Raw genomic sequence first — 25,543 nt, 5'->3', positions numbered from 1 at the left:
GAGAGGTCTTTCCCGATGGGTCACGACCTGGGTCACGCCGCCCTCGCCCTGCTCGCCACCACCGTCTACTACATCGCCTTCCTCGTCTTCCGGATCTCCGCGCGCCGCATGGAGCCGCTGCGCGGCAGCCGCCCGTTCCGCGTCGCCCGCCTCATGCTGACGAACCCGGTCTGGCTGGGCGGCGGCCTGCTGCTGTTCCTCGGCCTCGGCCACGAGGTCGTGGCCTTCTCCGCGGTGCCCCTCGCCGTCGCGCAGCCGATCTTCGCCGTCAGCCTGGTGTTCCTCGTCGCGTTCGCCGTGCGCTTCCTCGGCGAGCGGCTCAGCGCCCGGGAGTGGGCGAGCGTCGCGCTGTTCGTCCTCGCGACGGTGCTGATCGGGCTGTCGGCCACCGAGGAGGGCGAGCCGCACGCGGACGCGACCCTCGCCGGGACGCTGGCCCGGCCGTGGACGATGATCGCCGTCTGCGCCCCCGCGGTGGTCGTCGCGGCGCTGGTGTGGCTGGTCGGCGACCGCCGCGCGGGCGGCCGGCACGCCCGCAAGCTCGCCGGCGTCGCCTACGGGATCGGCGCTGGGGCCTGCGCCGGGCTCGCCGAGGCCGGCATCCGCGGCATCTCGATCGTCTACCAGGAGACCGGGAGCGTCCGGACGGTCTTGGAGTCCCCCTACCCGTACCTGACGCTCGGCCTCGCCGCCATCGCGCTGGGGCAGCTGCAGATCGCGCTGCAGCGCTGCCGCGTCGCGATCGTCGCGGTGGTGCTGACCGTCATCGGACGGACGTACCTGATCGTCAGCAGCACCGTGCTGTTCGGCGAGCGGTGGCCGCAGGAGACCGAGCCGTTCGCACTGCGGACGGGCGGCTTCGTGCTCGCGCTGGCCGCCCTGGTGCTGTTCCCCCGGTACGAGGAGCCGCACCCGGCGGCCGTGCCGCCTCCCCCGGGGAAGGGCGTGCGGGCCCTCCGCTGATCGTTTAGATTGCCGCAATGACCGTCACCCCCCGCCGGCTCCTCGGCGCGGCCCTGCTCGCCGCCGCGCTGCTGCTCCCGATGCTCGCCACGCCGCCCGCGCACGCCGTCGTCGGCGGCACCCCGGCGCGCACCGCCGCGTACCCGTGGCTGGCCGCGGTCGGGTCGCCGATCTTCCTCGTCCGGCCGTCCGGGCAGTTCTGCGGCGGCGTCCTGATCGAGCCCGACAAGCTGCTCACCGCGGGGCACTGCGTGTCGATGTTCCGCTCCGTGCCGGGGGTCCTGACGGCCACCTTCGGACGGGACGACCTGGTCGGCGCCGACGGGGAGACGGTCGGGGTGACGTCCGTCCGCGTGCACCCCGAGTACCGGGAGACCTCGTTCAAGGGCGAGACCGTCGGCCACCACGATCTCGCCGTCCTCACGCTGGCGCGGCGCGTGGACCGTCCGGTCGCCGCCCTCGGCGCGCCCGGGAACGCCCGGACGGGACGGATCGCCGGCTGGGGCTTCACCTCCGAGAACGACCTGTTCAACACCCGTCTGCGCGAGGCCCGCGTGCCGCTCCCCGGCGACCGGGCGTGCGAGCGCGCCTACGGCGACGCGTTCGACCCGTCCGACATGCTGTGCGCCGGATCGGACACCGCCGACTCCTGCCAGTTCGACAGCGGCGGCCCGCTGGTCGCGCGCGGACGCGTCGTCGGGCTGGTCTCCTGGGGCTACGGCTGCGGCGAGCCCGGCTACCCCGGCGTCTACGCGCGGCTCGGCTCCCTGCCCTGACCGGCCCTTGCCCCGCCGCGCCCGGGGCCGGATGCTGGCCCCATGCGGGTGCTGGTGACGGGGGCGGCGGGATACATCGGGTACGCGGTGGGGCGGCGGCTGGTCGCGGCCGGGCACGACGTGGACGGACTGGTGCGCCGGGCCGCCGGCGTGCCGGACGGGGTCCGGCCCGTCCACGGCGACCTCCTCGTCCCGGACGGGCTGCCGCGCGGCCCCTATGACGGGATCTGCCACCTCGCGGCGCTCACCCGCGTCCGCGAGTCGTTCGACGCGCCCCTGCGGTATTTCACCGCTAACGTCCAGGGGACCGTGAACCTGCTGGAGGCCGTGGACACGGACCGGGTCGTGCTCGGCTCGACCGCCGCCGTGTACGGGACCCCGGAGCGGCAGCCGATCCCCGAGAGCGAGCCCGCGGCTCCGGCCAGCCCGTACGGGGCCTCGAAGCTGGCCGCCGAGCAGGCCGTCCGGTTCCACGCCCGGACCGGCGCGATCGGCGCGGTCGTGCTGCGCACCTTCAACGTCGCCGGCTCGGTGGACGGGCGCGTCGACCCCGACGAGACCCGGCTGATCCCGAAGGCGCTCGCGGTGGCCGCCGGCCGCGCCCCGCACCTGGATGTCAACGGCGACGGGCTGGCGGTCCGCGAGTACCTGCACGTCGACGATCTCGCCGCCGCCTACGTGCGGGCGGTGGAGGCCGTCGCGCCGGGCGAGGACCGCGTCTACAACGTCGGCAGCGGCGCCGGGGCGGCCGTGCGCGAGGTCGTCGCCGCCGTCGAGGAGGTCACCGGGCGGCCGGTGCCCACCCGCCGCCGGCCCGCCCGGCCCGAGGCGCCGGTGCTGGTCTGCGACGCCACCGCGATCCGGGCCGGCCTCGGCTGGCGGCCGGACCGCTCCGCCCTGCCGGAGATCATCGCCGGTGCGTGGAACGCCCTGGTCCGCGCGGGCGGATAAACTCGCCCGCGTGTCCGAGCCGAAGTTCGAAGTCCAGATGCCGCACGACCGGGTCATGATCAAGACAGAGAAGGACAGCGGCGAGCGCCGCAGCACGGGCGGGATCGTCATCCCCGCGACGGTCGAGCAGGAGAACCGCCTCGTGTGGGGCGAGGTGTGCGGGGTCGGCCACCACGTCCGGATCGTCAAGCCCGGCGACCGCGTGCTGTTCCACCCCGGCGACCAGTACGAGGTGGAGATCCAGGGCGAGAATTACCTCATCATGCGCGAGCGCGACCTGCACGCGATCGCCAGCGAACGTCCCGAGCACGGCACCGGCCTGTACCTCTGACCGCGGCCGGGGCTCCGGCCCCGGCGCCCCCCGGATGAGCAGCGCGGATCCTGCGAGGTGCCAACGGGACGCCGCCCGGGTTGCTCACTTTTCACCTGTTCCCCCGGGTGCTCCTCAACTAGGCATGGTCGGCAGAACACGGTTCGACCCGAGGAGCCCCCCGCCATGTCCGAGCTCTCGCCCCTCGCCCGCCGCGCCTTCCTGACCAGAGCGGGCGCCGTCGCGGGCGGCGCCGTCCTGCTCGGGACGGCCGATCTCGCCCGCCCGCGCGCCGCCCGCGGCCTCGCCGCGCCGCGCGTCTACACGCGGGCGGAGTGGAGCGCCAGGCCGCCGTCGTCCACCGCGCAGATCATCGCCGCGCCCGACCACCTCGTCGTCCACCACATGGCCTTCCCGAACTCCACCGACTACTCCCTCGCCCACGCCTTCCAGCTGTCCCGCGACTGCCAGGACCTCCACATGGACACCAACGGGTGGGCCGACACGGGCCAGCAGCTCACCATCAGCCGCGGCGGCCACGTCATGGAAGGCCGCAACCGCTCGCTCGAAGCCGTCGGCCAGGGCGCCAACGTGATGGGCGCGCAGACCGCGAACCACAACGGCCACACCCTCGGCATCGAGAACGAGGGCACCTACATCACGGCGCTTCCCACGGCGGCCCTGTGGACGTCGCTCGTCCAGACGCTCGCCTGGCTGTGCGACGTCTACGGCCTCGACCCCCATGCCGCCATCGTGGGGCACCGCGACTACGTCGCCACCCAGTGCCCCGGCGACGCCCTCTACGCCGAGCTGCCCCGGCTGCGCAACGAGGTCGGCGCCGCGCTCGGCGCGGTGCTCACCACCGAGAGCCCGGCCCCGTTCGTCCGCAGCGGCCTGCCGGGTCCCCGCCGCCGCGGCGACCACGGCCCGGCCGTCGGCCCGGACGAGAGGGGCTGACCGGCGCGGCACGTCACAGGGCGGCCTCTCCGGCGAGGCCGCGGGCCCGGTCCGGGGTGAGCCGCCCGTCGGCGACGACGACGGTGATCGCCCGGTCCAGGCGCCCGGGGACGGTCAGCGGCTCCTCCCACGCCAGGGCGGGGCCGACGCCGGGGTACTGCGCGACCCGCACGAACCACGGGTCGAGCCCGGCGGTCTGGACGAACACCAGGGTCCAGGCGTCCGAGGCCAGCGCCAGCCACGGGGTGACGCTGCCGTGCACGGCCTCTTCGCCGGACGCCTCGCCGGTGAAGGCCTCCAGGCCGGCCGAGTCCTTGGGCGCCCGCCAGAAGAAGCCGCCGTAGCCCGCCCCGGTCCGGCCCTTGCACGCCGAGCTCTGCAGGACGAGCGGCCGCCCTGTCCGGCCGGTCAGCGTGAACGCGACGTCGAGCGCCCACGCGCCGGTCACGGGCCGCGCGGAGAGGGTCCGCTGCTCGGCGGCGAGAACGGTGCCGTCAGGGCCGACCCAGTCGAGGGTCTCCTCGTAGCCGCCGCCGGCCGGCCGGAGCGTGCGCCGCCGCTGCCGCCCGTGGTCGCGGAGCATCGCCGGCCCCTCGCCGCGGACGTAGGTGGAGCCGCCCCAGAAGTTCACCCCGTCGACGTCGGCGATCGCGATGCCGGCGCCGAAGTGGTGCACGTGGTCGTCCGGCTGGACCTCGGTGACGACCGTCCCGCCGAGGGTGCGGACCGGGTGCAGGTGGGGCCGCGGCGCGTCGGTGGCCTGCAGGTCCCCGCGCTGGACGTACGTGGCGACCTCCTGCCCGCCGACCCTCAGCACCGTCTCGGGCCACGGCTCGGACAGCGACCCGAGGCTGCCGGGGAAGCCCAGTTCGCCGAGGGTCGCCAGCTCCCGCGCCGCGCGGACCGCCAGGTCCTCGATGCCGGGCAGGACCAGCCGCGCGGGCTCGGTCCGGACGAACCGCCCCTCGACCGGCCGCGGGTCGGGGGCGAGCCGGATCGCGTCGAGCAGCCGGGTGAAGCCGCCCGTGCGCGCGAGCGGCACCAGGAGGCCGGTGCCCTCCCGGACGTGCGTGACGAGGTTTTCGAGCAGGTCGGCCCGGCCGAAGCCGGTCCTGACGCCGTCCATCTCGATCTCGTCGACTGTGTAGAACAGCCGGGCCGACCGGGTCGCGCCGTGGAGGTGGAGGTAGGGCTCGGTGCGCCGGTCCGCGCACAGCGAGACGGTGACGGCGACGACCACGCCGCCGGCCAGCCGGATCCGGGCGCTGGAGGTGTCGTCGGACTCGATCGCGTTGGCGCGGTGGAGCTCCAGCTCGATGCCGGCGACCGAGTCCATCGTGTCCGCCCCGGCGACGGCCAGCGCGGAGGCGACCGCGTGGGCGAAGGGGTTCGTGAGGGCGCCGTCCATGACGTCGACGCCGTCCAGCCTCCGGCGGCCCGCCCAGGCCGAGCGGGTGTAGTAGCCGAACGGCCGCGTCCACGCCCCGGCCACCCCGATGCCGCGGACCGGCTCGCCGAGCACGTCCCGGGCGGCCCGGACCGCCTCCGAGCCGAGCGACTGGAAGCCGACCTGGCAGGCGAGCCCCGTCTCGGCCACCGCGGCGGAGATCTCCTCGAACTCCGCGGCCGACGGCGCGGGCGGCTTCTCCAGCAGCACGTGCGCGCCGGCCCGGAGCGCGGCCACCGCCAGCGGGGCATGGGTGTGGATCGGCGTGGCGATCACCGCGATCTCGGCGCCGGTCTCCCGGATCAGCGCGGGGAGGTCCGCCGAGACCGGCACGCCGAGCCCCGCCGGCGGCCGGAGGTCGCACACCCCCGCCGGCTCGGCCCGGCCCACCGCGGCCAGGCGCCGGACGTTCTCCAGATGGTGGCGCCCGTAGCCGTTGACCCCGGCGACGACCACCCGCACCGGCCTCACCGCGGCCCCCGCGCCCATCGCGTCGGCGCGCCCGTCGCCCGCAGCTCGGCGCCGGCGATCTCCACCGGGGACGGCTCGGCGAGCAGCCCGAGGCCGGTGAGCGAGGCGTCCTCCACCAGCTCCACCATCGCCGGATGGTGCAGGGCGAGGGCCAGCTGCCCCGACAGCTCGGTGAGCAGGTGCGGGTAGACCGGCACGTCGAAGACGCGGGCGATCTCGGCGATGCGCAGGAACGGGGTGACGCCGCCGACCCGCACGAGGTTCGGCTGGACCACGTCGCAGGCACCGGACGCCAGCAGGTCGCGGAAGCCGTGCGCGGTGGCGACGTTCTCGCCGACCGCGACCGGCGTGCCGACGCTCCGGCGCAGCTCCGCGTGGGCGGCGAGGTCGTCGGCCGGCAGCGGCTCCTCGATCCAGAACAGGTCGAACGGCTCCAGCGCCCGCAGCGCGGTCCGGGCCCGGTGCAGGTCCCACCGCTGGTTCGCGTCGACCATCAGCGCCACCTCAGGGCCGATGACCTCGCGGACGGCGGCGACGCGCTCGACGTCCTCGGCGAGCGCGGGCCGGCCGACCTTGATCTTGACGGCGGGGTGCCCGGCGTCCGCCCACCGCGCGGCCTGGGCGGTCAGCTCGTCGAGCGTGTAGTGGAGGTTCACGCCGCTGCCGTACACCGGGACGCTCTCGCGCCTCGCCCCGAGGACCTCCACCAGGGAGCGCCCGCCGCACTCCAGGTCCCACAGCGCGAGATCCACCCCGGCCATCGCGATCGGGACGATGCCGGACCGGCCCGCCTCCGCGAGATGGGCCGACAGCCTGTCCCACACGACGCCGGGGTGCGCCGGAAGCCCGATCACGGCGTCGCGGACGTCGTGCTCCAGCAGCGCCCTGACCGCGTGCGCCCCGATCTGGGGCGTCCAGCAGATCCCGGTTCCCGTCCGCCCGTCGTCCAGCGTGAGCGCGACGAACAGGACGTGGTTGCAGGGCACGTCCGGCCCCCACGGCCGGGCCAGGGGCACCGACCGCGCCTCGACCGACACGTCTTTGATCATGGGGAGGCCCTTCAGGCGAGTTCGGTGCGCCAGCTGCGCTTGGCGGTCCAGCCGAGCAGCCGCCCGGCCTTGGCGGAGGAGAAGGCGGGGGCGGTGCCGGTGAGCGAGGCGGCGAGTTCCCGGGCCTGCGGGACGAAGCGGGGCAGCAGCTCCGCCAGCGGTTCGCGCGCCAGCGCGTCACCGGCCCCGGCGAGGAACACCTCGCCGTCGCGCTCCAGCTCCGGCAGCCGGGCGAGGAGCGCGCCGACGAACTCGCCGGCGTCCCGGGCGTCGATGTAGTTGAACAGCGAGGTGGCGCCGATCTCGGGCCGGTCGAGCCGCTCGCGGAGCGTGTGCCCCGACTGGGTCGGCGCGCCCTCCCACTCCTCGGGTGCGACGACGAAGCACGGCCGGAACGCGGCCGTCCTCGTGCCGCCGCCCGCGCGGGCGAACGTCCGCACGGTCTCCTCGGCGACGACCTTCGAGAGGCCGTAGGCGTTCCAGGGCAGGGTCGGGTGCTCCTCGTCCAGCGGCAGGTAGGACGGGGTCCAGCCGGGCGCGCCGTAGCCCAGCACGGTCGGGCTGCTGGCGACGACCAGCTTCGGCACGTCGAACGCCACCGCCGCCGCGCAGACGTTGAAGGCGAGCTGGGTGTTCACCCGGAACGTCGTGGCGTCCGTCCGGCCGAACGGGACGGCGATGGCGGCGAGGTGCACGACCGCGCCGGGCCGGAAGCGGGCGACCACCGAGTAGGCCTCGCCGGGATCGGTGAGGTCGGCCGGTAGGGTGTCGGCGGCGTCCCGGGGGGTGCCGGGAGCGGGGTCGACGCCGATCACCTCGTGCCCGGCGGCGGCCAGCATGGCGACGACGCTGCGGCCGAGCCGCCCCGCGCTTCCGGTGACGAGCACTCTGCTCACGCGCGAACTCCTCAGCTTGCTGCAATCAGTTGCAGTAAAACAATCGGCCTGCCGGTGGTGTTCGTCAAGCAAACTTGCTCGACCAGCTAAAACACCAGTTGCAGTGCTCTATGTCTTGCAAACGGTTGCGTTAGGATGCCTGCCATGGCAGTGACTATCCGGGACGTCGCGTCCGCGTCCGGCGTCCACGTCTCGACGGTCTCGCGGACCTTCTCCGCGCCGCACATGGTGAACGCCGAGACGCGGACGCGGGTCCTCGGCGTGGCGGAGCGGCTCGGCTACCGGCCCAACCGGGCGGCCCGGTCGCTCACCACGGGCCGGACCGGCAACCTCGGGCTGATCGTGGCCGACCTCGCGAACCCGTTCTTCCCCCCGCTGATCAAGGCCGCCCAGGCCACCGCCCGCGGCCAGGACTACCACCTGTTCGTCGCCGACACCGACGAGGACCCGGCCGAGGAGCAGGACCTCGTCATGGCCTTCTCCAAGCAGGTCGACGGCATCGTGCTGTGCAGCCCCCGGCTGTCGAACAAGGCGCTCGGCAAGCTCGCCGAGACGATCCCGTTCGTCCTGGTCAACCGGCGGATGCGCGGGGTGCCGACGGTCGTCATGGACGTCGCCAGCGGCGCCCGCGCCGCGATGGGGCACCTCGCCGGGCTCGGCCACCGCCGGGTGGCACTCGCGGCCGGGCCCGCCGGCTCCTGGACCAGCGGCGAGCTGCGCCGGGCCGTCACCGGCGCGCCCGGCCTGGAGACGCTCGTCATCGGCCCGAACGCGCCGACCGAGGAGGGCGGGCTCGCCGTCGCGGCGCAGGTGGCCGAGGCGGGGGTGACCGGCGTCCTGGCCTACAACGACCTCGTCGCGATCGGCCTCGTCGCCGGCCTGGAGGAGCGGGGCGTCGCGGTGCCCGGCGACGTCAGCGTGATCGGCATCGACGACAGCATCACCGGGCGCATGCACCGGCCCAAGCTCACCACGGTCGCGATGCCCACGGCCGACGCCGGGCGGCTGGCCGTCGACCTGCTCATCAAGCCGATGAGCGCGGCCACCGTCCTGGAGACCCACCTGGTGGTCCGCGAGTCCACCGCTCCCCCGGCAGGATCCCCATGAGAGCGCACGGGCCGTCGGTCGCCACCGACCGCCTCCGCATGCCGAATAATGCAATCGGTTGTAGTAATGGACGTACGGCCGGACGCGTCTGACCACGGAGCCGCAGGGCAGGATCGGTATCTAGCTGGGCTTATATGATGGCACTGCGAGGGTGATCGTGAGGAATCTCACTGCAAAGGGTTGACGTCATCGCCGCGGCCGCTATAAGAAAGCGCTATCTCACTCACCCCACTCACCGAAGGGCCAGTGATGACGCTGAGGCCCGCGGCGGCCGTCCCGGAGACGGAGGCGGCCGGGACCCCGGTCACGTCGTCCGGGCGGAGGGGCGGGCGCCGCCCCCGCCGCCGCAAGAGCTCCCGCGCCCGCTCGCAGGCGTGGGCCGCCTACCTGTTCCTGGCCCCCTGGTTCATCGGCCTGTTCGCCGTCACGCTCGGCCCGATGATCGCCTCGCTGTACCTGTCCTTCACCGACTACAGCCTGCTGTCCGAGGCCCACTGGGTGGGCCTGGACAACTACGACGAGATGTTCACGGCCGACGACCGGTACATGAACTCGCTCACGGTGACGACCACCTACGTCGTCGTCTCGGTCCCGCTGCAGCTCGCCTTCGCCCTCGGGCTGGCCATCGCGCTGGACAAGGGGCTGCGCGGGCTGTCGTTCTACCGGTCGGTCTTCTACCTGCCCTCACTGCTCGGCGGCAGCGTGGCGATCTCGATCCTGTGGCGGAAGATCTTCGGGGTCGACGGGATCGTCAACACGTTCCTCGGCTGGTTCGGCTACGAGGGGCAGGGGTGGGTCACCAGCCCCGACACCGCGCTGTGGACGCTGATCATTCTGCACGTCTGGACGTTCGGCGCCCCGATGGTCATCTTCCTGGCGGGGCTCCGGCAGATCCCGCAGACCCTGTACGAGGCGGCCCGGGTCGACGGGGCCGGACGGATCCGGCAGTTCCGCTCGATCACGCTGCCGCTGCTCACGCCGATCATCTTCTTCAACGCCGTGCTGGAGGTGATCAAGTCCTTCCAGTCGTTCACGCAGGCGTTCGTCGTCAGCGGCGGCAACGGCGGACCGGTCGACTCGACCCTCTTCTACACGCTCTACCTCTACATCAAGGGCTTCAAGAACTACGAGATGGGATACGCGGCCGCCATGGCGTGGGTGCTCCTGCTCATCATCGGGGCTCTGACCGCCGTCAACTTCCTCATGTCTCGATTCTGGGTCTTCTATGGCGACGACAAGTAAGCGCGTGCCGGTCCTGTTCCGGCCCGCCTCGCGGCTGACCAGGCACGTCCTGCTGATCGCGTTCGGGCTGTTCATGCTCTACCCGCTGCTGTGGATGGTCTCCAGCTCGGTCAAGCCCGAGGAACTGATCTTCCGGGAGCCCGGCCTGGTCCCCTCGGAGGTGACCGGCGAGAACTACACCGGCGGCTGGGACGCGCTCAAGCACTCCTTCGGCTACTACCTGTGGAACTCCGCGGTCATCACCGGCCTGGCGGTGGTCGGCAACCTGGTCGCCTGCTCGCTGGCGGCGTACGCGTTCGCGCGGCTGGAGTTCCCGTTCAAGAAGCTCTGGTTCGCCATCATGCTGGGCTCGATCATGCTGCCGCACCATGTGACGGTCGTGCCGCAGTACATCATGTTCAACAAGGTCGACTGGATCAACACGATCTGGCCGATCGTGGTGCCGAAGTTCCTGGCCACCGACGCGTTCTTCATCTTCCTGATGGTGCAGTTCATCCGCACCCTCCCCCGCGAGCTGGACGAGGCGGCGGCGATCGACGGCGCGGGCCACTGGCGCACGTTCCTGCAGGTCGTGATGCCGCTGTGCGTCCCCGCGCTGGCCACCACGGCGATCTTCACATTCATCTGGACGTGGAACGACTTCTTCACCCAGAACCTCTACCTGACCAATTCCGACCGGCTCACGGCCCCGGTCGCGCTGCGCCATTTCCTCGATTCGAGCGGCGAGTCGTCCTGGGGGCCGATGTTCGCGATGTCGATCGTCTCGCTGGGGCCGATCTTCGGTTTCTTCCTGGCCGGCCAGAAATACCTCGTCCGAGGCATGTCGACGACCGGCCTCAAATAGCGCCTCTCCACCCCCGTCCCCCGGAGGTACAGCACATGAAACGCATCCTGGCGGCCGCCGCCGTCACCCTGCTCGCGGTGTCGGCCACCGCCTGCGGAAGCGGCGACGGCGATTCCGGCGACGAGAACCAGATCGTCTTCTCCTACTGGGGCAGCGACTCCCGTCAGAAGCTGACCGAGGCCGCCATCGCCAAGTTCGAGGAGAAGAACCCGTCGATCAAGGTCGAGGGCGACTTCTCCGACTTCGACAGCTACTACGAGAAGCTCGCCACCAAGACCGCGGCCGGGGACGCGCCGGACGTCATCTCCATCGAGATCCGCGCGCTGGCGGAGTACTCCGGCCGGGGCACCATCACCGACCTGACCGGCAAGATCAACACCACCGACCTCGACCAGAGCGTCCTCAAGGCGGGCCAGGTCGACGGCAAGCAGTACGCGATCCCCACCGGTGTCAACGCCTTCCCGATGATCGTCAACAGGAAGGCCGTCGCGAAGGCCGGCCAGAAGGTCCCCGACGACAAGACCTGGACCTGGGACGACTACATCGCCCTCTCCCAGAAGATCACCGAGAGGAACGGCGGCAAGCCCTGGGGCACCGAGTACAACGAGAACCCGGCCTTCCTCCAGATCTACGCCGCCCAGCGGGGCGAGCCGTTCTACAAGGACGGCAAGCTCGGCGTCTCGGAGCAGACCGTCAAGGACTGGTGGGCGCTGCTGCAGAAGATCATCGACACCAAGGCGGGCCCGGGCGCCGCCAAGATGCTGGAGACCGGCACCAAGCCCGACCAGGCGCTGCTCGTCACCAAGGAAAGCGCTTTCGGGAGCTGGTGGAGCAACCAGCTCGACGCGCTGACCAAGGGCTCCGGCGAGGAGCTCGACCTGCTGCGCATGCCGAGGATCCCGGGCGCCGCCACCTCCGGCATGTTCCTGCAGCCGGCGATGTACTACACGATCTCGGCCCGGACCGAGAAGACCGCCGCCGCCCAGAAGTTCGTCGACTTCCTGGTCAACGACCCGGACGCGGGCGCCATCCTGCTCAGCGACCGCGGCCTGCCGACCAACGGCACGGTCATCGCCGCGATCAAGGACAAGCTGACCCCGGCCGACCAGAAGGTGCTGGCCTTCATGGAATCGATCAAGAACGATCTCAGCCCGGTGGTCGTCCCGCCGAAGGGCGCGACGGAGATGGAGGACATCCTCAAGCGCGCCACCGACTCGGTGCTGTTCAAGAAGGCCACGCCCGACGCGGCGGCCAAGGCCTTCATCACCGAGGCCAACAACACCCTGTCCCAGTGAGTTCGTGACGTGCCGTGCGGCCCCCTAGGCGGCCGGGCCGCACGGCACCCCCACCACCCTGGAGTCCCGCACCATGCGATACGCCTTCGTCGGGCTCGGCCACCGGGCGCAGATGTACGTCGACGCGCTGCTCGGAGCGTGGCGCGACACCGGTGAGATCGTCGCGCTCTGCGACCCCAACCGGACGCGCCTCGGCTACCACCTCGACCGGATCGGCCGCGCCGTGCCCTGCTTCGCGCCCGAGGAGTTCGGCAAGGCGCTCGACCTCGCCGACGCCGTCGTCGTCACCACCGTCGACGCCGCCCACGCCGGCTACGTCCTCGCCGCCCTCGACGCGGGCAAGGACGTCGTCGTGGAGAAGCCGCTGTGCACCACGGCCGAGGACTGCGCGGCGATCCTCGCGGCGGCGGAGCGCGGCGCCGGCCGGCTCGTCGTCACGTTCAACTACCGCTACTCGCCGCGCAACAGCGCCGTCCGCCGGCTGATCGCGGACGGCGCGATCGGCGACGTCACCTCGGTGCACTTCTCGTGGGCGCTCGACACCATCCACGGCGCCGACTACTTCCGCCGCTGGCACCGGGACAGGGCGAACTCGGGCGGGCTGCTGGTGCACAAGGCCGCCCACCACTTTGACCTGGTCAACTGGTGGATCGACGACGCCGCCGCCTCGGTCTACGCCCAAACCTCCCTGCGCTTCTACGGCGCCGCCAACGCCCGCGCCCGCGGGCTCACCGACCGTCCCGCCCGCGCGCGGCACGCGCCGGACCTCGGCACGGACCCGTTCCTGCTGGACCTGTCCGCCGACCCCCGGCTGAAGCGCCTCTACCTCGACGCCGAGCACGAGGACGGCTATTTCCGCGACCAGGACGTGTTCGGCGAGGGCGTGACCATCGACGACAACATGGCGGTCCTCGTCCGCTACGAGCGGGGCGCGCTGCTCACCTACTCCCTCAACGCCCACGCGCCCGCGGAGGGCTACCACGCGGTCTTCAACGGCACCGCCGGGCGGCTGGAGCTGGAGGTCGTCGAGCGGGCGTGGACGCCGCCGCACGCCGCGATCGACCCGACCGCGGCCGGCAAGGAGCACGCCGCCGGCGCGTCCGAGCGGCTGGTCCTGCACCGGCACTGGCGGGAGCCGGAGGAGATCCCCATCGAGGGCGGCGCGGGCGCGCACGGCGGCGGCGACGCCCTGCTGCTCGACGACGTGTTCCGCGGCCCGGCGGACGACCCGCTCGCCCGCCAGGCGGGTCACCGCGCGGGCGTCGCGAGCGTGATGATCGGCATCTCCGCCGGCCTGTCCGCGGAATCCGGCGCCCCCGTCGCCCTCACGGCCGGCGGCACGCGCCTGGCCGGCTGATGCCCGGGGAGTTCCCGGGCCTGGCGGAGACCCTCGCGGGTCACCTTTAAGTCCGCTTTCGCCCTCGCCTGTTGTGATCGTCGCGTGCCGTCCCCACGGCGGGCGGCCGGACGACGAAGGGGGAGGGAGCATGGCGCTCCGCCGACGCACGAAGCTGCTCATCATGGCGGTGGGACTCGCCGGGGCCGGCACGGTGGCCGCCGGCGGCGCCGCGATGGCCGATCCCGGGCCGGAGCCGGTCCGCACCCAGTTCCAGATCGTCGAGCACCAGGCGCACGGGACCGCCGGCGCCCCCGGCACCGACTGCCCGGACAAGACGGCCCGGAGCGCGGCCGAGGGGACGCGGTGAGCGGCGGCCTCGACGCCGCCCACGTCCGGCCCGCGGCGAGCACCCTGGCCGAGCGGGCCCTCTTCGAGGTCAAGCGGGTCATCGTCGGCCAGGACCACATGCTGGAGCGGATGCTCGTGGCGGTCCTGGCCGGGGGCCACTGCCTGCTGGAAGGGGTGCCGGGCGTCGCCAAGACGCTCGCCGCGCAGACGCTCGCCACGGTCGCGGGCGGCTCGTTCGCCCGGCTCCAGTTCACCCCGGACCTGGTGCCCGCCGACATCGTCGGCACCCGCATCTACCGCCCGTCCACCGAGAGCTTCGACATCGAGCCCGGCCCGGTGATGGCCAACGTGGTGCTGGTGGACGAGATCAACCGCGCGCCGGCCAAGGTCCAGTCGGCGCTGCTGGAGGTGATGGGCGAGCGGCAGGTCAGCATCGCCGGGCGGACGTTCCCGGTGCCCTCGCCGTTCCTGGTGCTGGCCACCCAGAACCCGATCGAGTCGGAGGGGGTGTACCAGCTGCCCGAGGCGCAGCGCGACCGGTTCCTGCTGAAGATCGACGTGGGGTACCCGACCGAGGCGCAGGAGCTGGCGATCGTCTACCGCATGGGGACGCGCCCGCCGACCGCGAGCCCGATCCTCGGCACCGCCGAGGTGGAGGCGCTGCGGGAGGCGGCGGCGGACGTGTTCGTGCACGACGAGGTGGCGCGGTACGCGGTCCGCCTCGTGGCGACCACCCGCGACCCCGCCGGCCACGGCGTTCCGAAGCTCGCCGGCATGCTGGCCTACGGCGCGGGGCCGCGCGCGACGCTCGGGCTGGTCGCGGCCGGGCGCGCGCTGGCGCTGCTGCGCGGGCGGGAGTACGTGCTGCCGGGCGACGTGCGGGACCTGGCCGGTGACGTGATCGCCCATCGCCTGGTGCCGTCGTTCGACGCGCTCGCCGACGGCGTCGGCGTGCGGCCGATGGTCGACGCGATCGTCGCCGCGGTGCCCGCGCCGCGGATCGCGCCCGCCGAGGCCCTCGACGGGGACGGCGGCGGGGACCTCGACGGCGGGGACGTCCCGGCGCGCCCCGACGGCGGCGAGGGCAGGGCCGCGTGAACGGCCCCGGCCTGCGCGACCTGGCGCCGGAACAGGCGCTGCGCCGCCTGGAACTGACCGTCACGAGGCGCCTGGACGGCCTGCTGCAGGGCGACCACCTGGGCCTGCTCCCCGGGCCGGGCTGGGAGCCCGCGGAAGGGCGCGAGTACGTCGCCGGCGACGACGTGCGCGCCATGGACTGGAACCTCACCGCCCGCATGACCACGCCGCACGTCCGCGACCGGGTCGCCGACCGGGAGCTGGAGACCTGGGTGCTGGTGGACGCCACGGCGAGCATGGACTTCGGGACCGGGCAGCTGGAGAAGCGCGACCTCGCGGTGTTCGCCGTCGCCGCCGCCGGGTTCCTGACCGAGCGGACGGGCAACCGCCTGGGCGCCCGGATCGTCCGCGACGGCGGCACCCGCCACGTCCCGGCGCGGACCGGGCGGGCGCACCTGCTCGCCCTGCTCGGCACGCTGCTGGCGGAGCCGCGCGGCGCGACCGGCCGCGCCGCGCCGTCCCTCGGCGCGGGCGCCGACCTGCTGCGGCGCACCGGGCCCCGGCGGCGCGGGCTGATCGTCGTCGTCTCCGACTTCCTGGAGGGGGTGCGCGAGTGGGAGCGCCCGCTGCGGTTGCTCGGCGCGCGCCACCAGCTCCTCGCCGTCGAGGTCGTCGACCCGCGGGAACTGACGCTCCCGGACGTCGGCATGCTCACCCTCGTCGACCCCGAGACCGGGCGCCGGCGCGAGGTGCCGACGGCGAGCCGCCGCCTGCGCGAGCGCTACGCCGGCGCCGCGGCGCGGCAGCGCGAGGAGATCGCGGCCGGGCTGCGCCGGGCGGGCGCGGCGCACCTGCGGCTGCGGACCGACGGCGACTGGGTGCGCGACCTGGTGCGGCACGTCCTGGCGCAGCGGCGGGTCGCCCTGGCCGCGCCCGCTCCCCCGCCTCCCCCCGCCGGAGGCGCGGCATGAGCTTCCTCGATCCGGTCCGCCTGTTGCTGCTGCTGGCGCTGCCCGTCCTCATCGCCGCGTACGTGGTGATGCAGGTGCGGCGCGGCAGGTACGCGGTGCGGTTCACCAACCTGGCGCTGCTCGACAAGGTCGCGCCCACCCGGCCCGGGTGGCGCCGCCACGTCCCGGCGGCGGCGTTCCTGCTGATGCTGGGCCTGTTCGTCACCGGCTTCGCGCGTCCCACCGCGGACGTGCGGGTGCCGCGCGAGCAGGCGACGATCGTGCTGGCCCTCGACGTCTCCCACTCCATGCAGGCCACGGACGTCGAGCCGACCAGGCTGGAGGGGGCCAAGCAGGCCGCCCGCACGTTCCTGGACCAGGTGCCGGACCGCTTCAACGTCGGCCTCGTGTCGTTCTCGGGGTCGGCGTCGGTCATCGTCGCGCCGACCACCGACCGCCAGGCCATGCGCACCGGCATCGACGGGCTGCGCCTCGGGCCGCGCACCGCGATCGGCGAGGGCGTGCTCGCCTCCCTGGACTCGATCGCCGGGTTCGGGGCGCAGTTCGGCGAGGAGGCGCCGCCGGCGCACGTCGTCCTGCTCTCGGACGGGACGAACACCGCCGGGCGGAGTCCCGAAGAGGCCGTCCAGCGCGCCACGCAGGCCCGCGTGCCGGTGTCGACGATCGCCTACGGCACCCCGGAGGGCGTCATGCACCAGAACGGGCAGGCGATCCCGGTGCCGGTCGACGGACCGGCGCTGGAGCGGCTGGCGCGGGACGCCGGCGGGCGCCACTACCAGGCCGCGTCCGGCGACGAGCTGCGCGGCGTCTACGAGGACATCGGCAGCAGTATCGGCTACCGCGTCGAGCAGCGGGAGATCTGGACCTGGTTCGTCGCCGCGGGGCTGCTCCTCTCGTGCGCGGTCGCCGCGGGATCGCTGCTGTGGTTTTCGCGGCTCCCGTGAACGAACCACAGGGCGGCGGAGTACTGAACGGTGAGAGAGAGCGTGGAGGAGAGCCCCATGAGTTATCCACCGCAAGCCGACCCCCGGTACGGCGGCAGGCACGACACCCTTCGGTACGACCTCGCCGACGACGCCCGGTTCGGGCTGGGCGAGCCGCGCGGCCCCGACTTCCGGTCTCCCCCGCCCCCTCGTACGTGGCCGCCGGACGAGGCGTTCACACGCCCGGCGCCGCGCGACCCGTGGGCGACCCCCGACTACGGCGAGAACCGCCGCGACCGCGGCGGCCGCTCCGGCCGCGCGGTGGTCGCGGCCGTGATCGCCGCGCTGCTGGCCGGGGGCCTGGCCGGCGGCGTCGCCGGACGCGTGACCGCCGGCGACCCGGCGTCCACCGCGCTCTCGCAGTCCGGCGCCGGCCCGGTGAACGGCGGGACCGGCGACCTCAGCGAGGTGGCGGCGCGGGTCCAGGCGAGCGTGGTGTCGATCGAGGTGCGGTCGGGGAACGGGCGCGGCACCGGCTCGGGGTTCGTCATCGACCGGCAGGGGCACGTGCTGACCAACGCGCACGTCGTCGAGGACGGCGGCCAGGTCACCGTGACGCTGGCGGACCGGCGCCGCATCCCGGCGCAGGTGACGGGCTCCGACCCCGCCCTCGACCTGGCGGTGCTGTCGATCCCGGCCGGGCAGAGCCCGGCGCCGCTGACGTTCGGCCGGTTCTCCGACGTCCGGGTCGGCGACCCGGTCCTCGCGCTCGGCTCCCCGCTCGGCCTGCAGGGGACGGTCACCGGCGGCATCGTCAGCGCGCTGAACCGCGAGGTGCGCATCGGCGACGGCGGGGCGAGCACGGCGCTGCAGACCGACGCGTCGATCAACCCCGGCAACTCCGGCGGGCCGCTGGTCAACGCGCGCGGCGAGGTCGTCGGCGTGAACACGGCGATCGCGACGCTGATGCGCGGCGGGGGCGGCGGCTCCATCGGCATCGGGTTCGCGATCCCCGCGGACAGGGCGCGGCAGGGGGCCCAGCGGCTCGCCCGCTGAGGCCGCCGGCCCGCGTACGGTCGTAGCGAGGGCCTTCGGGCCCGCACTGCCAGGAAAGGGGGCGGTCCGGATGCGGGTGCTGGTGGTCGAGGACGAGGAGGACCTGGTCGAGGCGCTGCGGTACGGGCTCGCCCGCGCCGACTACGCGGTCGACTCCGCGGGCGACCTGGAGGAGGCCACGCAGAAGCTCTACGCCTCCGCCTACGACCTGATGATCCTCGACCTCAGCCTCCCCGACGGCGACGGCTTCGACCTGTGCCGCGCCGTCCGCCGCGGTCGCCTGGCCGGCGAGAGCGGCCCGGACCTGCGCATCCTGATGCTGACCGCGCGGGACCGCCTCGCCGACCGGGTCCGCGGCCTGGACGAGGGCGCCGACGACTACCTGGTCAAGCCGTTCGCGTTCCCCGAGCTGCTGGCCCGCGTCCGGGCGCTGCTGCGGCGCGACAGCGGCGGCGGCTCGGCGGTGTGGACGGTCGGCGACCTGCGGCTCGACACCGGGCGGCGGGAGGCCTTCCGCGGGGACCGGCTGCTGCGGCTCACGCCCAAGGAGTACGCCGTGCTGCGCTACCTGATGAGCCGCCCCGGCCAGGTCGTGTCCGCGGAGGAGCTGCTGGAGCACGTCTGGGACGAGAACGCCGATCCGTTCACCAACACCGTCCGGGTCACCGTGGGGACGCTGCGCCGCAAGCTCGCCGCGCCGGACGAGGAGCAGGTCATCGAGACGGTCGTCCGCCACGGCTACCGCCTCCGCGAGAACGGCGCGGTCGCGGCGGCGGCCGGGGAGCGGGGGCCGGCGTGAGCGTCCACTCGATCCGGTTCCGGCTGACGGTCATGTACTCGACGCTGCTGTTCGTCCTCGCGGCCGTCATGCTGGGCGGCGTCTACCTGGCCGTGGCGCGCAGCACCGGCGCCCAGCCGATCACCAAGACGTTCAACGCCGAGAAGATCGTCCAGATGCCGGACGGCACCCAGCAGAGCCTCGGCCAGGTCGAGGTCGTCAAGGTGCAGCACGTCGAGCAGGCCGTCAACTACGAGACGCGGCAGACCATCAAGCACTACTCGCTCATCATGCTGGGCGGGCTGTTCGTGGCGAGCCTCGGCATCGGCTGGGTGCTGTCGGGGCGGGCGCTGAAACCGGTCGGCGCGATCGCCCGCGCCGCCGAGGAGATCCAGGCGACCGACCTGTCCCGCCGGATCCGGCTGGCGGGCCCGCGGGACGAGCTGCGCTACCTCGCCGACACCATCGACTCCATGCTGGACCGGCTCGACTCGGCGTTCCGCGCCCAGCGCCGGCTGATCGACGACGCCTCGCACGAGCTGCGGAGCCCGCTGGCGATCATCCGGGCGAACGTGGACACCGTGCTCAGCGAGCCCGACGCCGGCGCCGAGGACCGCCGCCGCGCCGTGCAGGTGGTCGACCGCGCCACCACCCGGATGACGCGGCTGGTGGAGGACCTGCTGGCCACCGCGCGCCGCTCGGCGCCCGCCCTCGACGACGCCGACGTCGACCTCGGGCTCGCGGCGCGCGAGGCGGCCGAGGAGTTCGACCCGCTCGCCGCGGCGCGCGGGCTGACGATCGAGCGTCGGCTGCGGGACGGGCTGCCGATGATCGGCGACCACGACGCGCTGCGCCGCGCGGTGGGCAACCTGCTGTCCAACGCGGTGCGGCTGGCGCCCGCCGGCACCGCGATCACGGTCGCCGCCGACCGGTCCGGCGGGTGGCAGTGGATCGCCGTCCGGGACGCCGGCCCCGGCATCCGCGCCGAGGAGCAGGACCGCGTGTTCGACCGGTTCTGGCGCGGGACGGAGTCGCGCCGCTCCCGGGACCGCCGCACGGGCCTCGGGCTGGCGATCGTGCGGAGCATCGTGGAGGCGCACAACGGGCACGTCCGGCTGTTCTCCGCACCGGACGCCGGCGCCACCTTCGTCCTGTGGTTCCCGGTCGCCCCCGGCGGTGCCGGACCCGCGGCCCCGCCGGCCGCCGACCCCCTCACCGTGGACGAGGCCCCGACGCGGCCGCTAGGCTAACGTACTAGTTCGTCCATACCGAGGAGGGGCGTGCCGCGCCATGCGCAGATCGATCGCCACGGTGTCGCTCAGCGGCTCGCTGGGCGACAAGCTGACCGCCGCCGGCGGCGCCGGGTTCGACGGGGTCGAGATCTTCGAGAACGATCTGGTCGCCGCCGACCTCGGCCCCGAGGACGTGCGCCGCCGCGCCGCCGACCTCGGCCTCGCGATCGACCTCTACCAGCCGTTCCGCGACTTCGAGGCGGTGCCGCCCGCCGTCCTGGCCGGGAGCCTGCGCCGCGCGGAGCACAAGTTCGCCCTCATGGAACGGCTCGGCGTCACGCTGCTGCTCGTCTGCTCGAACGTCTCCCCGGCCGCCGTCGACGACGACGCCCTCGCCGCCGAGCAGCTCCGTCTCCTGGCCGAGCGCGCGGCCGAGCACGGGATCCGGATCGCCTACGAGGCGCTCGCGTGGGGCACGCACGTCAGCGACTACCACCACGCGTGGCGCATCGTGCGTGAGGCCGGCCACCCGAACCTCGGGCTGTGCCTGGACAGCTTCCACATCCTCGCGCGGGACACCGACCCCTACGCCATCGAGACCATCCCCGGCGAGAAGATATTCTTCCTGCAGCTCGCCGACGCCCCGGCGCTGCCGATGGACGTCCTGTACTGGAGCCGGCACTACCGGTGCTTCCCGGGGCAGGGCGACCTCGACGTGGCGGGGCTGGTCGCGAGCGTCCTGCGGACCGGTTACGACGGGCCGCTCTCGCTGGAGGTGTTCAACGACATCTTCCGGCAGGCCGCGGCCATGCGCACCGCGCAGGACGCCATGCGCTCCCTCATCGCCCTGGAGGAGCAGGCCGGCGCGCGCCTCGGCGGCTCTGACCGGGCGGCGGCGCTCACCCTCCCGCCGCGGCCGGTGGTGCCGAGCGGGTTCGCCTTCGCCGAGCTCGCCACCGCCGACACCGGCCCGCTGGGCCGGCTGCTGGAGGGCCTCGGCTTCACCCGCACCGGGACGCATTCCGGCAAGCCGGTCGAACTCTGGGAGCAGGGGCGGGCGCGGATCCTGCTGAACCGCGGGAGCGCGGAGAGCCAGGACGGCCCCGCCCTCGGCGCGATCGGGCTGGAGTCCCCGGACCCCTCCGCGTCCGTGAAGCGGGCCGAGGCGCTGCGGTCCCCCGTCCTGCCGCGACTGCGGGCCCCGCACGACGCGCCGCTGGACGCCGTGGCCGCCCCCGACGGGACCGAGCTGTTCTTCTGCCGGACGGGACATCCCGACCACACGAGCTGGACGGACGACTTCTCCATCGGGCGGCGGGCGCCCGCGGGCACCGGCGAGATCACCCACATCGACCACGTGGCGCTCACCCAGCCGTGGCATCACTTCGACGAGGCGTCCCTGTTCTACCGCAGCGTCCTCGGGCTGCGCCCGCACGAGAGCCTTGAGCTGCCCGACCCGTACGGCCTGATGCGCAGCCGGGCCGTGTCCACGGAGGACGGCGCCGTCCGGGTCGCCCTGAACGTCGCCTACGTCGGAGCGCACGACGGCGCCCCCGGCGTGGCGTGGCAGCACGTGGCGCTCGCGAGCCGCGACATCGTGGCCAGCGCCCGCCGGCTGCGCGCCGCCGGGCTCACCCCGCTGGCCATTCCGGCGAACTACTACGACGATCTGGAGGCCTGGCACGACCTGGGCGCGGAACGGCACCGGCTGCTGCGCGAGCTCGACCTCCTCTACGACCGGGACGAGAACGGCGAATTCCTCCATTTCTATACCGCCACCACCGGGCGGATGTTCATCGAAATCGTGCAGCGGATCGGCGATTACCGCGGATACGGCGCCGTCAACGCGCCGGTCCGGCTCGCCGCCCAGCACGCGCGCGCCCATCGCGCGCCGTCGCCATAAGATGAGTTCCCCTTCGCTGATCGCCTCCGTGGAGTCACATGTCGTCGCAGCCCGCCACACCCGCCGCCGGAGAACGTCAGCGTGACGCCGACAGGACCCGGGCGGAGATCCTGGACGTCGCGCAGCGCGAGTTCGCGCGGCACGGATTCGCCGGCGCCAGGGTGGACGAGATGGCCGCGCTCATGCGCACCACCAAACGAATGATCTATTACTACTTCGGCGGCAAGGAAAAGCTGTACATCGCCGTTCTGGAAAAGGCCTACGGCGAGGTCAGGGCGCTGGAGTCGACCATCGACGTGCACCATCTGGCACCGGTCGAGGCCATCCGGACGCTGGCCGAGCTGACCTTCGACCACCACGAGGCGCACCAGGACTTCATCAAGCTCGTCAGCATCGAGAACATCCACCAGGCCGAGCACCTGCGCAAGTCGGAGCTGCTGGTGAACCTCGGCGGGCCGGTGTCGGACCTGATCTCCCAGATCCTCGCCGCCGGCCGCGCCAACGGCGACTTCGTCGTGGACGTCGACGCCATCGACATGCACATGATGATCAGCGCGTTCTGCTTCTTCCGCATCGCCAACCAGCACACGTTCGGCGCGCTGTTCGGCCGGAACATGATCGCGCCCGAGCACCGGGCCAGGCACCGCGAGATGATCGGCGAGATGGTCGTCGCCTACCTGACCGGCGGCGGGCGCCGGTAGTCGAACGCGGCCCCGGCCTCGCGGCCGGCGGCGATCGCGGGCTCACGCACCAGGTGGTGGTCGGGTGAGAGGCCGCAGGCGGGATCGGTGCGCGCGGCGTCCCCGGTGAGGGCGTACGCCTGGCAGCGGCAGCCGCCGAAGTCCGTCTCCCGCCGGGGGCACTCCCGGCACGGGCCGGTCATCCAGCCGGTTCCCCGGTAGGCGTTGAAGGCGGGCGACTCCGCCCAGATCCAGGCGAGGGAGTGGTCGCGGACGTTCGGGGGCGACAGGTCCGGCATCGCGTACGCGGCGGGGCACGGAAGCGCGGTGCCGTCCGGGCCGACCGTGATGGAGCGGGCTCCCCATCCACCCATGCAGGGCTTCGGCACGCCCTCGTGGTAGTCGGGCATCACCCACACGATCTCGGGCTTCGGTCCCGGCCGCTCCCGCCACGCGGCGACGGTCTCCCTCGCTCGGTCGAGGTGCTCCCGCGCGGGCAGCAGGGCGGCGCGGTTGCGCAGTGCCCACCCGTGGAACTGGGTGTTCGCCAGCTCGATCCGGTCGGCGCCCCAGCGGGCGCCGAGGTCGAGGATCTCGTCCAGGTGGCCGAGGTTGTGCCGGTGCAGCACGACGTTCAGCCCGAACGGGAGCCCGGCCGCGGTGATGACCCCGGCGGCGCGTTCCTTCGCCCGGAAGGACGTCCGGCCGGCGATGAGGTCCGAGGACTCCGGGCGGGCGTCCTGAACCGAGAGCTGCACGCTCTGCAGCCCCGCCTCGACCAGATCGTCCAGGCGGCGCGCGGTCAGCCCGAGCCCGCTCGTGACGAGCTGGGTGTAGACGCCGGCCTCGTGCGCGGACTCGACGATCCGTACGATGTCTCGGCGCAGCAGCGGCTCGCCGCCGGACACGTGCGCCTGGACGACCCCGAGACCGGCCGCCTCGGCGAACACGCGTGCCCACGCGGCGGTGTCCAGCTCGGCGTCCCGCCGGATGAGTTCGAGCGGGTTGGAGCAGTAGGGGCAGTGCAGCGGGCAGGCGTGGGTGACCTCCGCTAGCAGGGCCCACGGCGCGGGCACGTCCGTCATCGCAGCCATCCTTCCGCCCGGATCCGGTCGAGGAACCCTGGCACGTCGTCGGCCAGCGGCGCGCCCGGGTAGGCCGCGCCCAGCTCGGCGATGATGTCGCCGACCGTCCGGCTGCCGTCGCAGAGGCGCAGGATGGCGCCTCCGGTCTCGCTGAGCCGCACCGCACGCTCGGGCATGAGCAGCAGGTCGGCGCCGCGTACCGTGTCGTGCCGCAGCACGATGGAGCGCGCGAGGGCCGGGCGCCACTCCCCTTCCGGCCGGTCAGCGGGCATGGACGGCCTCCTCGGTACGGGACGCGTGCTCGACCGCGTCCAGCAGCGACCAGAGGACGTCGCACTTGAAGGTGAAGGCGGCCAGCGCCCGGTCCTCGTCCTCCGGGGTGCGCGCCCATTCACGGACGAGGGCCAGCGCCTCGGCGGCGTCCCGGCGTCCCTGCGACACCCGGACCTGGAAGTAGCGCAGCCCTTCCGGCTCTATCCACGGGTAGTGACGCTCCCAGGAGCCGATCCGGGTGACCATCAGGTCGGGGGCGAACAGTTCGGTGAGCGAGGACGCCACGGCCTCAAGGCGCGAGCCGTCCCGGCAGAAGTTCACGTAGCCGTCCACGGCGAACCGCACCCCGGGGAGGACGCCCTCACCGGACAGGAGAAGCGTCCGGTCCAGGCCGACGGCCTCGCCCAGGCGGAGCCACCGCTCGATGCCGCCGTCCTCTCCGGGCCGGCCGTCATGGTCGTGGATGCGCCGGATCCAGCTCTGCCGCAGTTCGCGGCTGCCGAGCTTGGCGAGGATGTAGGCGTCCTTGACCGGGATGTGCCGCTGGTAGTGGAACCGGTTGAGCACCCAGCGGCGCAGCTCCTCCGGGGACAGCAGCCCCTCGTGCATGCGCGCGTTGAACGGGTGGCGGTGGTGGTAGCGGTCGGCCGCGAGCACGCGGAGCCGGTCTTCCAGGTTCACAGTTCGATCACCGCGCCCTCCGGGGCGACCTCGATCCCCAGGGCGGCCAGCGCGCGGTGCCCGTCCGCGTCCGGGTCGACCAGGGGGTTGGTGTTGTTCAGGTGGGTGTACAGGCGCCGCGTGGCGGGCAGCGCGGCGAACCTCTCGGACGTGCCGTTCGCGCCGGTGATCGGCAGGTGGCCCATCTGCGTCGCCGTCCGCTCGGAGCAGCCGGAGCGGCGGGGTTCCTCGTCGTCCCAGAAGGTGCCGTCGAGGAACACGCAGGCGGCGCCGCCGAGCGCGTCGTCCAGCTCGGCGGGCCATCCGGCCAGGCAGGGAGCGTAGACGGCGGTCCTGCCGTCGCGGCGGTCGGTGACGCGCAGCGCCACGGACCAGGCGTCACCGTGGCCGTCGAGGCCGGCGGCGTAGCGGGGGCGCTTCCCCGAGACCCGGACGGTGCGGACCTCCAGCTCACCGAACACCGCGGGCTCCTTCTCCGGCAGTTCCGTCCAGGTCAGGGCCGCGTAGGGGGCGAGGACGGCGTCGAGGCGCAGGCCGTCGGCGAGCGCCCGCCGCACCGTGGCGGTCGCGAGGACGTGCAGGCTCGGCGCCTCCCGCAGCCGCGGCAGCCCGAGGACGTGGTCGAGTTCCGCGTCGGTGAGGACCACGCCGGCGGGCGGGCTCCGCCGCGCGCCCGGCCCCGCGCGCGGCTCCGGGCTCGCCTCGATCTGCTCGGCGATGTCCGGTGTCGCGTTCACGACGAGCCACCGGCCACCGGCCTCGACGGCGATCGAGGCGTGCCGGCGGCGCAGCCCCGGGCGGGCACGGGCGGCGGCGCACCCGGTGCAATCGCAGTTCCACTGGGGAACGCCGCCGCCCGCCGCGGTGCCGAGAATCCGCAACCGCATGC

General features: G+C 73.6%; 26 protein-coding genes. 19 read left to right on the top strand and 7 right to left on the bottom strand.

The window, feature by feature from the left end:
* Positions 1 to 15: 15 nt before the first annotated feature.
* The 5 genes from BM339_RS08180 (at position 16) to BM339_RS08160 (ending at position 3,957) form a co-directional block, all read left to right on the top strand.
* Positions 16 to 963 carry a DMT family transporter gene (locus tag BM339_RS08180; protein ID WP_021599077.1) on the top strand — a complete coding sequence of 316 codons (948 nt, stop codon included), beginning with the start codon at positions 16 to 18 and terminating at the stop codon, positions 961 to 963.
* A 17-nt stretch (positions 964 to 980) separates the two neighbouring features.
* A complete protein-coding gene (locus tag BM339_RS08175) occupies positions 981 to 1,739 on the top strand; it encodes a serine protease (protein WP_075020401.1) in 759 nt (252 codons plus the stop codon).
* A 42-nt stretch (positions 1,740 to 1,781) separates the two neighbouring features.
* Entirely contained in the window at positions 1,782 to 2,690 is a 909-nt protein-coding gene (locus tag BM339_RS08170; protein ID WP_075020400.1) for an NAD-dependent epimerase/dehydratase family protein, read from the top strand.
* A 10-nt stretch (positions 2,691 to 2,700) separates the two neighbouring features.
* Entirely contained in the window at positions 2,701 to 3,021 is a 321-nt protein-coding gene (locus BM339_RS08165) for a GroES family chaperonin (protein ID WP_075020399.1), read from the top strand.
* Between the two features lie 165 nt (positions 3,022 to 3,186).
* Complete coding sequence (locus tag BM339_RS08160) at positions 3,187 to 3,957, top strand: peptidoglycan recognition protein family protein (protein WP_021597289.1); 771 nt, start codon at positions 3,187 to 3,189, stop codon at positions 3,955 to 3,957.
* Positions 3,958 to 3,970: 13 nt separating this feature from the next.
* Here BM339_RS08160 and BM339_RS08155 read toward each other — a convergent pair whose 3' ends face one another.
* Genes BM339_RS08155 through BM339_RS08145 form a run of 3 tightly spaced genes read right to left on the bottom strand, consistent with a single transcriptional unit; the run spans position 3,971 to position 7,820 of the window.
* Positions 3,971 to 5,866, bottom strand: a complete 1,896-nt coding sequence (locus tag BM339_RS08155) for a DUF6807 family protein (protein WP_256255261.1) — start codon at positions 5,864 to 5,866, stop codon at positions 3,971 to 3,973.
* Positions 5,867 to 5,871: 5 nt separating this feature from the next.
* Positions 5,872 to 6,924, bottom strand: a complete 1,053-nt coding sequence (locus tag BM339_RS08150) for a mandelate racemase/muconate lactonizing enzyme family protein (protein WP_075020397.1) — start codon at positions 6,922 to 6,924, stop codon at positions 5,872 to 5,874.
* An 11-nt stretch (positions 6,925 to 6,935) separates the two neighbouring features.
* Positions 6,936 to 7,820, bottom strand: coding sequence for an NAD-dependent epimerase/dehydratase family protein (locus BM339_RS08145; RefSeq protein ID WP_024936330.1), 885 nt, complete (start codon positions 7,818 to 7,820; stop codon positions 6,936 to 6,938).
* A 144-nt stretch (positions 7,821 to 7,964) separates the two neighbouring features.
* Here BM339_RS08145 and BM339_RS08140 point away from each other — a divergent pair, with 144 nt between their 5' ends.
* The 14 genes from BM339_RS08140 to BM339_RS08075 all read left to right on the top strand — a co-directional run bounded on the left by BM339_RS08140 (position 7,965) and on the right by BM339_RS08075 (position 22,636).
* Positions 7,965 to 8,927 (top strand): LacI family DNA-binding transcriptional regulator, encoded by a 963-nt coding sequence (locus tag BM339_RS08140; RefSeq protein ID WP_075020396.1) that lies wholly within the window; start codon positions 7,965 to 7,967, stop codon positions 8,925 to 8,927.
* A 249-nt stretch (positions 8,928 to 9,176) separates the two neighbouring features.
* The gene (locus tag BM339_RS08135) at positions 9,177 to 10,169 is read left to right on the top strand and encodes a carbohydrate ABC transporter permease (RefSeq protein ID WP_075020395.1); all 993 of its coding nucleotides are present in this window, start codon (positions 9,177 to 9,179) and stop codon (positions 10,167 to 10,169) included.
* Positions 10,153 to 11,013, top strand: a complete 861-nt coding sequence (locus BM339_RS08130; protein ID WP_024936332.1) for a carbohydrate ABC transporter permease — start codon at positions 10,153 to 10,155, stop codon at positions 11,011 to 11,013. Before BM339_RS08135 ends, BM339_RS08130 begins: the two co-directional genes overlap by 17 nt.
* A 35-nt stretch (positions 11,014 to 11,048) precedes the next feature.
* Positions 11,049 to 12,308, top strand: coding sequence for an ABC transporter substrate-binding protein (locus BM339_RS08125; protein ID WP_075020394.1), 1,260 nt, complete (start codon positions 11,049 to 11,051; stop codon positions 12,306 to 12,308).
* Positions 12,309 to 12,381: 73 nt separating this feature from the next.
* Complete coding sequence (locus BM339_RS08120; RefSeq protein WP_075020393.1) at positions 12,382 to 13,665, top strand: Gfo/Idh/MocA family protein; 1,284 nt, start codon at positions 12,382 to 12,384, stop codon at positions 13,663 to 13,665.
* 130 nt (positions 13,666 to 13,795) lie between these two features.
* The gene (locus tag BM339_RS08115; protein ID WP_075020392.1) at positions 13,796 to 14,014 is read left to right on the top strand and encodes a hypothetical protein; all 219 of its coding nucleotides are present in this window, start codon (positions 13,796 to 13,798) and stop codon (positions 14,012 to 14,014) included.
* Entirely contained in the window at positions 14,011 to 15,093 is a 1,083-nt protein-coding gene (locus BM339_RS08110) for an AAA family ATPase (protein WP_075020391.1), read from the top strand. Before BM339_RS08115 ends, BM339_RS08110 begins: the two co-directional genes overlap by 4 nt.
* On the top strand, positions 15,090 to 16,043 hold the full coding sequence (locus BM339_RS08105; protein ID WP_024936333.1) for a DUF58 domain-containing protein: 954 nt from the start codon (positions 15,090 to 15,092) through the stop codon (positions 16,041 to 16,043). The genes BM339_RS08110 and BM339_RS08105 overlap by 4 nt, the downstream gene beginning before the upstream one ends.
* Positions 16,040 to 16,987, top strand: a complete 948-nt coding sequence (locus BM339_RS08100; RefSeq protein WP_024936334.1) for a VWA domain-containing protein — start codon at positions 16,040 to 16,042, stop codon at positions 16,985 to 16,987. Before BM339_RS08105 ends, BM339_RS08100 begins: the two co-directional genes overlap by 4 nt.
* Before the next feature lie 57 nt (positions 16,988 to 17,044).
* Positions 17,045 to 18,022, top strand: a complete 978-nt coding sequence (locus BM339_RS08095; RefSeq protein WP_083597421.1) for a S1C family serine protease — start codon at positions 17,045 to 17,047, stop codon at positions 18,020 to 18,022.
* Between the two features lie 70 nt (positions 18,023 to 18,092).
* Entirely contained in the window at positions 18,093 to 18,821 is a 729-nt protein-coding gene (locus BM339_RS08090; protein ID WP_075020390.1) for a response regulator transcription factor, read from the top strand.
* Positions 18,818 to 20,050 carry a sensor histidine kinase gene (locus BM339_RS08085; protein ID WP_218163592.1) on the top strand — a complete coding sequence of 411 codons (1,233 nt, stop codon included), beginning with the start codon at positions 18,818 to 18,820 and terminating at the stop codon, positions 20,048 to 20,050. Before BM339_RS08090 ends, BM339_RS08085 begins: the two co-directional genes overlap by 4 nt.
* A gap of 40 nt (positions 20,051 to 20,090) precedes the next feature.
* Positions 20,091 to 21,935, top strand: a complete 1,845-nt coding sequence (locus tag BM339_RS08080) for a bifunctional sugar phosphate isomerase/epimerase/4-hydroxyphenylpyruvate dioxygenase family protein (protein ID WP_075020389.1) — start codon at positions 20,091 to 20,093, stop codon at positions 21,933 to 21,935.
* Between the two features lie 38 nt (positions 21,936 to 21,973).
* Entirely contained in the window at positions 21,974 to 22,636 is a 663-nt protein-coding gene (locus BM339_RS08075) for a TetR/AcrR family transcriptional regulator (RefSeq protein ID WP_021594837.1), read from the top strand.
* Here the strand turns inward: BM339_RS08075 and pqqE are convergent.
* From pqqE to pqqB, 4 genes are read right to left on the bottom strand one after another with little or no spacing between them, the layout of a single operon-like run.
* Complete coding sequence (gene pqqE, locus BM339_RS08070) at positions 22,609 to 23,700, bottom strand: pyrroloquinoline quinone biosynthesis protein PqqE (protein ID WP_021594836.1); 1,092 nt, start codon at positions 23,698 to 23,700, stop codon at positions 22,609 to 22,611. The two genes, BM339_RS08075 and pqqE, sit on opposite strands and share 28 nt — an antisense overlap.
* Positions 23,697 to 23,972, bottom strand: coding sequence for a pyrroloquinoline quinone biosynthesis peptide chaperone PqqD (gene pqqD / locus BM339_RS08065; protein WP_075020388.1), 276 nt, complete (start codon positions 23,970 to 23,972; stop codon positions 23,697 to 23,699). Before pqqD ends, pqqE begins: the two co-directional genes overlap by 4 nt.
* Positions 23,962 to 24,654 (bottom strand): pyrroloquinoline-quinone synthase PqqC, encoded by a 693-nt coding sequence (gene pqqC, locus BM339_RS08060; protein WP_021594834.1) that lies wholly within the window; start codon positions 24,652 to 24,654, stop codon positions 23,962 to 23,964. Before pqqC ends, pqqD begins: the two co-directional genes overlap by 11 nt.
* Positions 24,651 to 25,541 (bottom strand): pyrroloquinoline quinone biosynthesis protein PqqB, encoded by an 891-nt coding sequence (gene pqqB / locus BM339_RS50610; RefSeq protein WP_075020387.1) that lies wholly within the window; start codon positions 25,539 to 25,541, stop codon positions 24,651 to 24,653. Before pqqB ends, pqqC begins: the two co-directional genes overlap by 4 nt.
* Positions 25,542 to 25,543 lie beyond the last annotated feature (2 nt).

This window comes from Actinomadura madurae, from assembly GCF_900115095.1.
GTDB classification, from domain to species: domain Bacteria; phylum Actinomycetota; class Actinomycetes; order Streptosporangiales; family Streptosporangiaceae; genus Spirillospora; species Spirillospora madurae.
Note: the sequence above shows the minus strand (reverse complement) of the source record. Positions and strands in the feature narration are given on the sequence as shown.

Excerpts from the sequence above, each read along its gene's own strand:
- BM339_RS08180 (WP_021599077.1), top strand. The coding sequence starts at position 16 with ATGGGTCACGACCTGGGTCACGCCGCCCTCGCCCTGCTCGCCACCACC.
- BM339_RS08175 (WP_075020401.1), top strand. The coding sequence starts at position 981 with ATGACCGTCACCCCCCGCCGGCTCCTCGGCGCGGCCCTGCTCGCCGCC.
- BM339_RS08170 (WP_075020400.1), top strand. The coding sequence starts at position 1,782 with ATGCGGGTGCTGGTGACGGGGGCGGCGGGATACATCGGGTACGCGGTG.
- BM339_RS08160 (WP_021597289.1), top strand. The coding sequence starts at position 3,187 with ATGTCCGAGCTCTCGCCCCTCGCCCGCCGCGCCTTCCTGACCAGAGCG.
- BM339_RS08150 (WP_075020397.1), bottom strand. The coding sequence starts at position 6,924 with ATGATCAAAGACGTGTCGGTCGAGGCGCGGTCGGTGCCCCTGGCCCGG.
- BM339_RS08140 (WP_075020396.1), top strand. The coding sequence starts at position 7,965 with ATGGCAGTGACTATCCGGGACGTCGCGTCCGCGTCCGGCGTCCACGTC.
- BM339_RS08135 (WP_075020395.1), top strand. The coding sequence starts at position 9,177 with ATGACGCTGAGGCCCGCGGCGGCCGTCCCGGAGACGGAGGCGGCCGGG.
- BM339_RS08130 (WP_024936332.1), top strand. The coding sequence starts at position 10,153 with ATGGCGACGACAAGTAAGCGCGTGCCGGTCCTGTTCCGGCCCGCCTCG.
- BM339_RS08125 (WP_075020394.1), top strand. The coding sequence starts at position 11,049 with ATGAAACGCATCCTGGCGGCCGCCGCCGTCACCCTGCTCGCGGTGTCG.
- BM339_RS08120 (WP_075020393.1), top strand. The coding sequence starts at position 12,382 with ATGCGATACGCCTTCGTCGGGCTCGGCCACCGGGCGCAGATGTACGTC.
- BM339_RS08115 (WP_075020392.1), top strand. The coding sequence starts at position 13,796 with ATGGCGCTCCGCCGACGCACGAAGCTGCTCATCATGGCGGTGGGACTC.
- BM339_RS08100 (WP_024936334.1), top strand. The coding sequence starts at position 16,040 with ATGAGCTTCCTCGATCCGGTCCGCCTGTTGCTGCTGCTGGCGCTGCCC.
- BM339_RS08095 (WP_083597421.1), top strand. The coding sequence starts at position 17,045 with ATGAGTTATCCACCGCAAGCCGACCCCCGGTACGGCGGCAGGCACGAC.
- BM339_RS08090 (WP_075020390.1), top strand. The coding sequence starts at position 18,093 with ATGCGGGTGCTGGTGGTCGAGGACGAGGAGGACCTGGTCGAGGCGCTG.
- BM339_RS08080 (WP_075020389.1), top strand. The coding sequence starts at position 20,091 with ATGCGCAGATCGATCGCCACGGTGTCGCTCAGCGGCTCGCTGGGCGAC.
- BM339_RS08075 (WP_021594837.1), top strand. The coding sequence starts at position 21,974 with ATGTCGTCGCAGCCCGCCACACCCGCCGCCGGAGAACGTCAGCGTGAC.
- pqqE (WP_021594836.1), bottom strand. The coding sequence starts at position 23,700 with ATGACGGACGTGCCCGCGCCGTGGGCCCTGCTAGCGGAGGTCACCCAC.
- pqqD (WP_075020388.1), bottom strand. The coding sequence starts at position 23,972 with ATGCCCGCTGACCGGCCGGAAGGGGAGTGGCGCCCGGCCCTCGCGCGC.
- pqqB (WP_075020387.1), bottom strand. The coding sequence starts at position 25,541 with ATGCGGTTGCGGATTCTCGGCACCGCGGCGGGCGGCGGCGTTCCCCAG.